Genomic DNA, 11134 nt, shown 5'->3' with positions numbered 1-11134 from the left:
ATGTGTATAAGAGACAGGGGCATGAGATCAAGGTGGAGACCCAGGGATCCATCGGGGTGGAGAACCGATTGACCGAGGAGGACATACGTCTTGCGGACGGGGTGATAATAGCCGCCGGCAAGGGGGTTGATAAGGAGCGTTTCAGGGGCAAGCGCCTCATAGAGGTGTCCGTGGCGGAGGGAATCAAGATGGCGGATGCTATCATAGAGCGCCTTGAGAAGGGGGACGCCCCGGTCTTTGGGGGATCTGGTGAGGCTCCGGCGGAAGCTATGTCTTGCAACGTCCCCAAGGGGTCCAAGATGCCGGTTTACCAGAACCTGATGAACGGGGTGTCCTACATGATCCCCTTCGTGGTAATAGGGGGGCTTCTCATCGCCCTGTCCTTGGCCATAGGGGGCAAGCCGACGCCGAAGGGGCTTGTGATACCCGAGGGCTCCCTTTGGAACACGGTGTTGAACGTGGGGGTCGCCAGCTTCACCTTCATGGTGCCCATCCTTTCGGGCTTCATAGCTTACAGCATAGCGGACCGTCCGGGGCTTGCCCCCGGAATGGTGGGAGGGTACGTGGCGGCCAACGGGGCCTTCTTCGGCAGCTCCGCCGGCACGGGTTTCATCGGCGGCATAGTGGCGGGGTTCATAGCCGGCTACGTGGTGCGTTTCATAAAGGGGATAAGGGTGCCCAAGATGATCCAGCCGGTTATGCCCATACTGGTCATACCGGTGGTGTCCGCGCTGGTGGTATCATCGGTGTTCATATTCGGAATAGGCAAGCCCATAGCGGGGGTCATGGAGGCCTTGACCGGGTGGCTCAACGGCATGCAGGACTCCAGCCGGGTGGCCTTGGCCATGGTGCTTGGCGCCATGATAGCCTTTGACATGGGAGGGCCCGTCAACAAGGTGGCGTTTCTCTTCGGTTCCGCCATGATAGCCGAGGGGCATCCGGAGGTCATGGGGCCCATAGCGGTGGCCATCTGCGTTCCCCCGCTGGGGCTTGGGGTGGCCACCATGTTGGCCCGGTCCAAGTACTCCAAGGAAGAGGTGGAGGCCGGCAAGGCGGCGTTTGCCATGGGGCTGGTGGGCATCACCGAGGGGGCCATACCGTTCGCTGCCAAGGACCCCATCAGGGTGATACCCAGCATAATGGTGGGCTCCATGTGCGGAGCGGTGGTGGCCATGTTGAGCGGGGTGACGGACCACGTCCCTCACGGGGGCCCCATAGTGGCGGTCCTTCAGGCGGTGGACAACGTCCCCATGTTCTTCGCCGCCGTGGCGTTGGGCGTGGCGGCGACTGCGGCGATGGTGAACTTCCTGAAGAGCAGGTAGGGCCCCGGGGCTTTTAAGCCCCCGGGGTCCCCGGCGGACCCGGGATGGAGGGTTTCCATGGAGGCAAGGTATCGGAGGATGCTCAAACTGCTTGCCGAGGCGGATGACTACGTGCCCCTGTCGGTTATGGCGGACCGGCTGGGGTGCTCGGAGAGGACCTTGAGGAACCACCTCAAGGCAATGGATGGCATGCTCCGCCGTGACTACCGCCTGTCCTTGGACCGGCGCCCTGGCCGCGGGGTGGCCCTAGTGGGGGATGAGCAGAGCAGGGGGCGCCTTCTGAGGGACCTCTTCGCCCAGCAGAACCGACCCTTGGGAGACCTGGAGAAGGCGGTCTTGCTGGAGCTATTGGATCCCAGGGGTGAGATAACCGTGGGGAGGCTGGCGGAGCGGCTCCGGTTAAGCCGCTCCACCATAACCGGGGTGCTGGATCGGGTGGAGTCCTGGCTGTCCCAGTTGGGGCTTAGGCTTTCCAGAAAGCCCAACGTGGGAGTCCAGGTTCAAGGGGACGAGAGGGCCAAGAGGCTTGCCATCTCAAGGCTTCACAAGCTCCTCTCGTCCCCAGGCCCTCCCCGGGGCTGTGTCCATGGGGAGGGCCCCCTTCACCGGGGTGAGCTGGGTTTCCTGCTCGCCAAGACCAGGGAGGTCCTGGATGACGTGGGTATACCCCTGGCGGAGGAGGCCTTGCAGGGCCTCGCGGTCCACCTGGCGGTGGCGGTCAAAAGGGTGCGGCAGGGATGTCCCATAAAGGTGGCTCCCCATGAGGTGTCCATGGTGGATGGGCGCAGGGAGCTTACCGCCGCCATGCGGCTGATGGAGCTCCTGCAGGATGGACTTTGCCTTAAGATGCCCCACGACGAGGCGGTGTACCTGGCCCTGCACATTAGAAGTTCCAGGGTCCTGGCGGACGGATACCTCTCCTCCGCCGGGGACGTGAGCGAGGAAGCGCTGGGGTTGAGCGCCTTTCTGGTGGGGGAGTTCGCAAAAAGGCTGGATTCAAGGCTTGGGTCCGACGAGAGGCTGCTGGCGGACCTTGCCACGCACCTCACCTCCTCCGTGAACCGGATCCGGTGCGGGTTCCCGGTGGTGAACCCCATACTGGCTCAGATAAAGAGGACCTTCTTCTACGCCTTCGAGGTGGGATTGGAGGGGGCTTTAAAGTGCGGGGACCTGATGGGCATAAGGCTTCCCGAGGATGAGGTGGGGTACGTGGTCCTCCACGTGCAGGCGGCACTGGAGCGGCTTAGGGGGCTAAACGGCGGAGATTGCCGGGTGGTGGTCTTCTGCCCCCAGGGGATAGGTATAATGCGCCTCATGGAGGCCAAGATATCGTCCGCGTTCCCGGGGGTCAGGGTCACGGGGGCAGGGTCATTGAAGAGTCTCATGGAGGAGGCAAGGGATCCCTCCGTGGTGGTCATAGGCACATCTCCTCCCCCCTTGGGTCTTGGTAGGCCCTATCGGGAGGTGACCCCCCTCCTCAAGGAGGGGGAGATAAGGCGTGTGGAGGACCTGATCCGCAGGGAGAGCCGGGGTGAGGGAGGCCGTCCCTCCCGATATCCCTTCATGGGCAGCCTAGTGCGGGAGGATCTTCTGTTCCTGAACCACCGAGGGGAGGATCGGTGGGAGGTCATAGAGAGCCTGGCATCGGCCCTATCCAAGGCCCGCCTGGTTTTTCCCGGCTACCCGGAGGCGGTCAAGGCCCGGGAGAGGACCTCCTCTACCTGCATCGGGGGAGGCCTTGCGATACCCCACGGGGATCCCCTCATGTCCAAGGGCAGCGCGGTGGCGGTGGCTAGGCTTGTCCACCCGGTGGACTGGGAGGGCGAGGAGGTCGACTTGGTGATGATGATAGCGGGCTGCGCCGGGGATGGGCAAGAGTTAAGACGCCTCTTCGGGGAGCTGGCGGCCCTGTCGGAGGACGAAAGGACGTTGGAGAGGTTAAAGTCTGCCGGGTCCGCCCGGGATTTCTGCGGTGTTCTTAAGGGGGATTTGCTTTGACCGTTAACCTGATGGATCTGATGCCGTTGGATCTGGTGAACTTGGAGCTTAAAGGGCGGACCAAGGAGGAGGTCATCGCCGAGATGGCGGGAATGGCCCACAGGGCCGGTTTCCTTGGGGATCTTGAGACCTACGTTGGGGATGTGATGGCCCGGGAGGCCCTTGGCACCACCGGGGTTGGGATGGGTATAGCCATACCCCACGGCAAGAGCCGGGGAGTCGAAAGACCTTGCGTCGCCTTCGGAAGAAAGGCCTCGGGGGTTGACTGGGAGAGCCTTGATGGGGAACCCGCCCGTCTTGTGTTCATGATCGCGGTCCCAACGGAGGGGGCTTTGGATCAGCACCTTAAGATACTGCAGACCCTCTCCCGGCGGCTCATGGACCAGCGGCTGCGGGATTCTCTCATGAACGCCGCCAGCCCCTCGGAAGCTTTGTCCCTGCTGTGCGGGGTGGAGTGAATCTCCCGTGGAAGGACTGGTTTTCAGGCTAACCCCGGTCTTCAAGGAGAGGCTCTGGGGGGGCCGCAGGCTGCGGGAGCTCTTCGGACTTCCCGAAGGGGCCTTTGGAGGGCCCCTGGGGGAGTGTTGGGCCCTCTCGGGGCACCCTGGGGGCGAGAGCCTCGTGGCTTCGGGGCCCTTTGAGGGGATGGGGCTTATGGAGCTCTTCAGGATTCGGCCGGAGCTCTTTGGGGATTTCTCGTACCAGGACCCCTTCCCAATCATGGTTAAGCTCATAGACGCCGCACAGGATCTGTCCATACAGGTCCATCCCGACGACCGCTTGGCGGTGGAGCTGGGGGAGAGGGACCCGGGCAAGGCGGAGTGCTGGTACGTGTTGGACTACCCCGAGGGGGCGTCCATGGTGCTGGGCCACAACGGCGGTACGGTGGAGCAGGCGGCCCGGTGGGCCCTGGAGGGCCGGTGGGATCGGTTGTTAAGGCGGGTGCCCATACGCCCCGGGGACTTCGTCTTCATACCCCCCGGCACGGTCCACTCCCTTTGCGCCGGGGCCTTTGTGGCGGAGGTGCAGATAAGCTCCGACGTAACCTACCGGCTGTACGATTATGACCGCTTAGGCCCCGACGGCCTCCCTCGGCCGCTGCACCTGGACAAGGCCCTTCGGGCCCTCTTCGCCCCCCAAAGGCCCTCACCCACGGGGCCCGTGGAGGTTCTAAAGGGCCAAGGGTGGGAGCAGAGGGTGTTCCTTAAGGGGGAGCCCTTCTTCGTGTCACTGGTAAGGACGAGGGGGGCCGTTAAGCTTTTGGCGAAGGACGCCTTCATGTGCGTTGGCGTCCTCTCCGGGGCGGGACGGGTCCGGTGGGATTCCGGCGAGATCCAGGTCTTGGCCGGCGACCACTTGCTGGCGTCCCGGGGGACCCACTTCGCGTTGGAGGGGGATCTGGAGGCTCTCCTCTCCTCCCCGTCGAACAAGGGGAATGAAGCCCCCGGGGCGCAGCCGCGAAATGGGGCATGGGGCTTATAGCTTATTAAAAAATAAAAAAATAAAAAACGGCCGGGGATCTGACGCGTCCCCGGCCATTTGCGTATCTTGAGTTTAGCTTTAAGGAAGGTCTAGAGCTTGACGTCGCTCAGGTTCTTCTGGGCCTTTACTATGGAGGATATGATGGAGGCCATGGACTTGAAGCGGTTCGTGGCCTCCTCCATGACGGCTACCGACTGGTTCATCTCATCGGCGCCGTCGGATATCTTGGTGCTGGCGTCGTCCAGTATCTGGTCCACCCTTCCGAGGAAGTCCTTGTTGGTGGACAGGAAGTCCATGAAGCCCGACAGGGATCCCCGGATGACGGAGAACATCTCGCTAACCCTGCGCACGTTTTCCATGGCCCCCTGAACCTGGGCGGAGATGGAGAACACCCGGCTTGATATCTTCTCCGAGGCCTCCTTGGTCTCTATGGCCAGCTTCTGGACCTCCTGGGCCACCACCGCGAAGCCCTTGCCGTGCTCCCCCGCCCTGGCGGCCTCGATGGAGGCGTTAAGTGCCAGCAGGTTGGTCTGCTTGGCTATCTTCTGAATCTCCTTGGAGATCTTCTCGATCTCGAGGAACGAGTTAAGGGTCTCGAAGGTGGAGTCAACCGTCTTGGCCACGTCGGAGTTCATGCTCTCCAGGTCCGTCCCGGACTTCCTGAGCTCCTCCTCCAGCTTCACGTTCATCAGGTTGATCCTCTCCACGTTCTCCCTAGCTTCCCGGCTGCTTCTCTCGAACTCGTGGACTATCTCGGTGAAGAGCTTTTCGAGGCTCTGGAACTTGTCCGATATTTCCCCCAGCTCCCGCTGGACGTCCAGCACCCGCCGCACCAGCACCTCGTCCAGCTGGGACATGAAGGAGTTCATTATGGTGCTGCTGAAATGGGACGCGGAGAGGGATCTTATGACCTGAGGAGTATCGCTCATGAGAACACCCCCCTAGCGGGCGGACAGCTTGCCCTGGGCGTTGTAGAAGTTATCCAGGATGTCGCTCCCGCACTTGAGCTCCTTGAACCAGTTTAGGAAGCGCCTTGCGGCCTCCCCCTTCATGACCGCCCCGTGCTGGGGGGCGATTATGTCCACGTCGAAGCGGGACACCATCTCCACCCACTTGCGGCAGGCGACGTTGGACGCCATGTAGCGCTTGTGGAAACCCTCCATGTACTGCAGGTGGCTGTCGAAGTCCTTGACCTCCGGATACCTCTTGCCGGGGGGGAACACTGCGGCTCCTATGTCCCCGGTGAAGAGTATCCGGCTTGCGGGGTCGTACAGGGAGAAGCATCCGGTGGAGTGCAGGAAGTGGCTTGGTATGAAGTGCACCTGGTTACCGGAGGCGAAGGACAGGGTGCCCCCGCCGTCGGGGATGGGCACTATGCGGCGCTGGTCGTAAACCCCGAAGTGGGGCAGGAACCTGGTCCAAAGGCCGGATATGTACACCTTGGCCCGCTCCGCTATGGGAAGCCACAGGGTAACCCCCGACGACACGTCCGGGTCCTGGTGGGTGTAGAAGATGTGCCTCACCTTTGAGAGGTCCACCACCTCCGCCACGTTGGCCAGCACCCGGGGGAACACGTGGGCCCCGCCGGGGTCCAGGAGCATCACCTCGTCCCCGTCCTGTATCATGTATTGGTTGGTCTGGACGAACCCCTCCTCTTCCTGCTCCTCCCATCCAAGGTGGAAGAACTTGTGAGAGGGGCTCTCATATAAAACGGTGGTGCTGAAAAGGCCCATCTTGAATCCCCCTTCCATGTCTGTGGCTGAATTCTATTCTATCATCTTTGCAGGTTTCAATCCTTTGCTGGACTTAATCCTGGTCTTCCAGGGCCACGATGCCCCTTTCACCCTGGCCGTCGAGGTACACGTTGAAAACCCCGCTGTAAAGCCTCACCGCCCGGTGAAGCCCCTGTTCGAAGAGGGCGGAGCTGAACCACCGGCGGTTGAAGTGGTTGCCCTCCTGGCCGTCGAACACCGGCAGGTACAGGATGCCGTCGCTGTCCATGTCCAGGAAGAAGTGGGTGCCGTAGGACAGCTCCGGGCTCATGCCGTAGGAGGGCAGGCTGAGCTCCACCAGGCAGGCGCAGTTGCATATCTGGGCGTAGGACGCGGGCACCCCGAGGGACGGGTTGCTGCTTCCCCATCTTCCGGGCCCCACCAGTATGTAGGGTTCCCCCTTGAGCCTTGCGTTCATCTCCCCCACCGCTTGGGCCACCCGCACGGGATCCCAGTTGGACATGTAGGCCTCCGCGTCCACGTACACCAGGTGGCGAACCCCCTTGAGGACCCCGTTGCTCACCATCCGGTCCCCCTTGAGCAGCACCCGGTCGTGGGCGATGGGGGGCACCTCCACCTGGGCCATCTCGTCGAAGGACGCCAAGGGCCGCATCTGGAGCAGGTGCATGACGCCACCTTCGGTCTCGTAGGTGAACTCCATGTCCACCGGGCACCCCATCCGGGCCTCCATTAGCCCCATGAGGCGGCGGACCGTGTCGAAGAGCTCCCTGAACCGCACCGGAAGGCCGTGGAAGGTGAAAAGGGGCCTTTCGGGGCCCTCGGCCTCCGACAGGGTGGAGAGGAGCATCCCGTCGGAGTACTTCTCGATGAAGTACCCGGCGTTTCGGTGGTTTTTGAGTATGGACTTTAGAAAGAGGTTGTTCAGCGAACCGGTGAGGAACGCCCGCCGCGGGAGGTCTATGTAGTCGAAGTCCGACTGGCTGGACTGGGCGATCTGCTCCGGGGTGTTCCCCTCGGGTCTTAGGTTGGGGTTGGTGAGGTAAAACACCCGGGCGTTGCCCCGTTCCACCGTCCTGGTCCCAAGGCCGAAGCAGATCCTCATCACCCCGTCCTCCTTGCGGACCCTTGGGGTGGGGCGCCGGAAGACCCGGGAGAAGACGGTGCCGGAGAGCTCCGGGTAGTAGAGGTCCCCACGGAGGCGTCCCACCACCGGCTGTATCAAGACCCCCATGGCCTCCATGCGGTCTCCCATGCCGTGCTTTGCCCTGTAGGCCCTGGCGGAGGGGTTGAACAGCGACAGCCACACCCGCTTGAGGGCCCCCTCAAGGGCGTTCAGCCCCTCCTGGTCGGGGGTGCCGGCGGCCACGAAACAGGTCTCGTACTTTCCCGCGAACGATAGGGACAGGGAGTCCTCCAGAAGGGAGCTCGACCGCACCGCCAGGGGCAGTCCCGCAGCCCTCTCAAGGATCCGCATGAGATCCCCCTTGAGAGCCTCCCCCACGGAAAGCCCATCCGCCATGGAATCGAGGTCCGCCTGGGATGGGTCGTCGTAGAGCCAGTCCAGGCGGTTGCCATCCACGAAGTCGAAGAAGGCCTCGGTGGTGATGGAGAAGGAGAAGGCGGGGAAGGACACCAGCTCCCTTAGGGGGGAGGACTCCACCACCGCCCTGGCGAAGGCAAGACCCTTGGCCTTGCCTCCGCACTTTCCGTCCCCTATGAGCTCCCCCAGATCCCTGTAGAGGGGCTCCGGGTCAAAGCGGATGAAGTCCGACCGGTGCAGCTTCAGGGGTTCAAGCGGTATATCGTCCGGGGCCACGGTATTGCCTCCCTTATGTGCTTAAGGCCGCATATCCAGGCTACCGCCCGTTCTATGCCCATGCCGAAGCCGCTGTGGGGGAAGGAGCCGTAACGGCGCAGGTCCAGGTACCAGGAGTAGGAGTCCTCCGGGAGGCCGTGGGCCCTTATGCTGGACAGCAATAGGTCCAGATCGTCCTCCCTCTGGGAGCCGCCGATTATCTCCCCGTATCCCTCCGGGGCCAGTAGGTCGTCGCATAGCACCAGGTCCTCCCGCTCCGGGTGCTGCTTCATGTAGAAGGCCTTCACCTTCTTGGGGTAGCACTCCACGAACACCGGCCGCTGGAACTGCTGGGTGAGCATGGTCTCGTCGTCGCCGCCGAAGTCGTCCCCGTAGGGTATGTCGCTTCCCAGCTTCTGGAGAAGCTTCACCGCGTCGTCGTAGGTTATGTGGTGGAAGGGCCCGTCCACCGCCTTGGCGAGCTGGTCCACGTCCCGCTCCAGGAACAGCAGGTCCTTCTCGTGGTGCTCCAGCACCTCTTTGACGATGAAGGACACCATCTCCTCCTGCAGGGCCATGTTGTCCTGGTGTTCGAAGAAGGCCGCCTCGGGCTCTATCATCCAGAACTCCGTGAGGTGCCGGCGGGTCTTTGACTTCTCAGCCCTGAAGGTGGGGCCGAAGCAGTAGACCCGTCCGTAGGCCGCCGCGGCGGCCTCCAGGTACAGCTGCCCCGTCTGGGCCAGGTACGCCTTGCCCATGTCGAAGTAGTCCAGCTCGAAGAGCCCGTCGGCCCCCTCCCCGATGGAGCCCGTGAGTATGGGGCTGTCCACCAGCATGAACCCCTTGCGGTGGAGGAAGTTGCGGCAGGACAGGATGACCCGGTCCCGTATGGACATGATGCACCTCTGCCGGCGGCTCCTGAGCCACAGGTGCCGGTGGTCCAGCAGGAAGTCTATGCCGTGTTCCTTCTTGGATATGGGGTACTCCTCGGTGGGGTTGGATATTATCCTAAGGTCCGTGACCCCCAGCTCGTACCCCGACGGGGCCCTGTCGTCCCGCCGCACGGTGCCCTGCACCTCCACGGAGGCCTCGATCCATATGCCTTTGGCGGCGGCGAAGAGCTCCTCGCTCACGGAGCTGCGCTCCATGACCGCCTGTATGAACCCCGATCCGTCCCTCACCTGGAGGAAGTGGATCTTGCCGGAACTCCTCTTGTTGTAGACCCAGCCCTTGATGGTGACCGTCTTGCCCTCGTAGGGGGCCAGGTCGCATATCCTTATCAATGGGGCGCTCATGACTTTACTACCTCCCGTCGAAAAGACCGTTATCGTTGGCTTGGGATATATAAATGTATAATACACTAACGGGGCCCTGTCGTCCCCGTTGGATTCATACTTTCTTCGATCAAGGGGAACTTCTTCGACATGGAGATACCGCGTCTTATCCTGGCGGAAGAGGTAACCGGGGCCATCCCGGTGGGGGTCATGCTGGCGGGGGCCCTGAAGCAGAGGGGGTACCGGCTCAGGCTCTTCTCGTCCTACCGGGACGAGAGGGTGTTGCGCCTCGTGGAGCTGGTCTCTTCCCAGCGTTGCCACCAGCTGGACCTGGAGGCTTTGGGAACCGTTTCAAGGCTCAAGGCCCTCTTCGAGGCCGCCTCGGCGGAGGGGGAGCTGAGCGTTGTCATAAGCCCGTTGGGGGAGAGGGTGAAGAACGACCGGTTCGTGCCGGAGGAGAGCACCCTTAAGCTGATGGATGCCCTGGAGTGTCCGGTGATGCCCGTAATCAGGGCCGATACGTCCGCCTTCGCCGCCGCGGGCATTTTAGTTCAGGTCATGGCCGCCATCCCCCCCGATTCGGCGCCCATGGGGCTTTTCGTGGGGGTCCCCAACCCCAGGGAGTACCAGCTGCTGGACCGGGAGGTGGGGCGGCGCCTGCCCTTCCTGAGCCTTGGCTACGTGCCCAGGGACTTCATCCGTGACATGCCCTCCATGGGGGATCTTTGTTCCTCCAAGATCCCGCCGTTACTCGTGGGGCTCAAGGCCGCGGTGGCCAGGCTCCAGTCCATGGAGCACCAGATCCTGTGGCCCGCCTTCGGCGCCGTTGGGACCATGGCCCAGCCCTGGAAGCTACAGGAGATGCCGGAGAGCATCCCATCAAAACCGCTGGTGGGGGTGTTGAAACACCACTCCATGTCCCTGGGAGGGGGCAATGGGGAGGCGCTTCTTGCCGCCATGGGCTGCTCCGTGGTGCCCGTCCCGGTGGAGGATGGGGATCTTCCCCAGGACATTGACGGACTTTTAATCCCCCATGGCCCGGCATACCTGGGTCTGTTAGAATTGCGGAACAACCGGTCCCTTGTGGCTTCCATAGGCCGGATGTTCCTGTCGGGCAAGCCGGTTTTGGCCGATGGAGGATCCTCGCTGATACTCGGCCGGGAGGTGCTTACCCCCTCCGGCGCCATTAAGGGGCTTGCCATGTTCCCCTACGACGGCATCCCCTACGGCGGGGATGGGGAGATGGAGCCCCGGGTGCTCCGGGCGGTGGATGAGGGTCCCCTCCTCAAAAGGGGAGACGCGGCCCTGGGGCTGAGAAGCCCCTGGTCCGGCTTCCTTAAGAGCCGGCAGGCCCAGGGGGAGTGGCAGGTGGAGTACGTTAAGGGGGGCCTTGAGGGCATGGACGGCTGGAGCCTTCGAAACGGGGTGGCCTCTTCGGTTCGTTTGGAGCTTTGGAGCTGTCATGGTCGGGTTCGGCGGTGGCTTGGAGGGGTGTAGGCCCTTTGAGGGTCCGGGCCCTGGAGTGTGTAA

At 62.8% G+C, this 11134-nt stretch carries 8 protein-coding genes and 1 pseudogene; 5 read left to right on the top strand and 4 right to left on the bottom strand.

All coding sequences use genetic code 11. The features are described from left to right. The 4 genes and pseudogenes from N2315_06495 to N2315_06480 all read left to right on the top strand — a co-directional run bounded on the left by N2315_06495 (position 1) and on the right by N2315_06480 (position 4802). Positions 1–1268, top strand: a pseudogene (locus N2315_06495) (fructose-specific PTS transporter subunit EIIC). Between the two features lie 111 nt (positions 1269–1379). Beyond that, the gene (locus N2315_06490; protein ID MCX7828840.1) at positions 1380–3320 is read left to right on the top strand and encodes a PRD domain-containing protein; all 1941 of its coding nucleotides are present in this window, start codon (positions 1380–1382) and stop codon (positions 3318–3320) included. Then, entirely contained in the window at positions 3317–3778 is a 462-nt protein-coding gene (locus N2315_06485; GenBank protein ID MCX7828839.1) for a fructose PTS transporter subunit IIA, read from the top strand. The genes N2315_06490 and N2315_06485 overlap by 4 nt, the downstream gene beginning before the upstream one ends. Positions 3779–3785: 7 nt before the next feature. After that, complete coding sequence (locus N2315_06480; protein MCX7828838.1) at positions 3786–4802, top strand: class I mannose-6-phosphate isomerase; 1017 nt, start codon at positions 3786–3788, stop codon at positions 4800–4802. A gap of 89 nt (positions 4803–4891) precedes the next feature. Here the strand turns inward: N2315_06480 and N2315_06475 are convergent, their stop codons facing one another. From N2315_06475 to asnS, 4 genes are all read right to left on the bottom strand, one after another. Next, positions 4892–5437, bottom strand: a complete 546-nt coding sequence (locus tag N2315_06475; GenBank protein ID MCX7828837.1) for a methyl-accepting chemotaxis protein — start codon at positions 5435–5437, stop codon at positions 4892–4894. A gap of 306 nt (positions 5438–5743) precedes the next feature. Continuing rightward, positions 5744–6535, bottom strand: a complete 792-nt coding sequence (locus N2315_06470; GenBank protein ID MCX7828836.1) for an FprA family A-type flavoprotein — start codon at positions 6533–6535, stop codon at positions 5744–5746. A gap of 73 nt (positions 6536–6608) precedes the next feature. After that, a complete protein-coding gene (locus N2315_06465) occupies positions 6609–8351 on the bottom strand; it encodes a PEP/pyruvate-binding domain-containing protein (protein ID MCX7828835.1) in 1743 nt (580 codons plus the stop codon). Further along, positions 8318–9625, bottom strand: coding sequence for an asparagine--tRNA ligase (gene asnS / locus N2315_06460; protein ID MCX7828834.1), 1308 nt, complete (start codon positions 9623–9625; stop codon positions 8318–8320). Before asnS ends, N2315_06465 begins: the two co-directional genes overlap by 34 nt. Positions 9626–9754: 129 nt before the next feature. Between asnS and N2315_06455 the strand changes: the two genes are divergently transcribed. Further along, entirely contained in the window at positions 9755–11101 is a 1347-nt protein-coding gene (locus N2315_06455; GenBank protein MCX7828833.1) for a hypothetical protein, read from the top strand. Positions 11102–11134 lie beyond the last annotated feature (33 nt).

This window comes from Thermanaerothrix sp. (assembly GCA_026417795.1).
In the GTDB taxonomy this organism is placed as follows: Bacteria; Synergistota; Synergistia; order Synergistales; family Synergistaceae; genus Thermanaerovibrio.
The sequence above is the reverse complement of the archived record's forward strand: the minus strand, read 5'-3'. Positions and strand labels throughout refer to the sequence as shown.

Excerpts from the sequence above, each read along its gene's own strand:
- N2315_06455 (MCX7828833.1), top strand. The coding sequence starts at position 9,755 with ATGGAGATACCGCGTCTTATCCTGGCGGAAGAGGTAACCGGGGCCATC.
- asnS (MCX7828834.1), bottom strand. The coding sequence starts at position 9,625 with ATGAGCGCCCCATTGATAAGGATATGCGACCTGGCCCCCTACGAGGGC.
- N2315_06475 (MCX7828837.1), bottom strand. The coding sequence starts at position 5,437 with ATGAACTCCGACGTGGCCAAGACGGTTGACTCCACCTTCGAGACCCTT.
- N2315_06490 (MCX7828840.1), top strand. The coding sequence starts at position 1,380 with ATGGAGGCAAGGTATCGGAGGATGCTCAAACTGCTTGCCGAGGCGGAT.
- N2315_06470 (MCX7828836.1), bottom strand. The coding sequence starts at position 6,535 with ATGGGCCTTTTCAGCACCACCGTTTTATATGAGAGCCCCTCTCACAAG.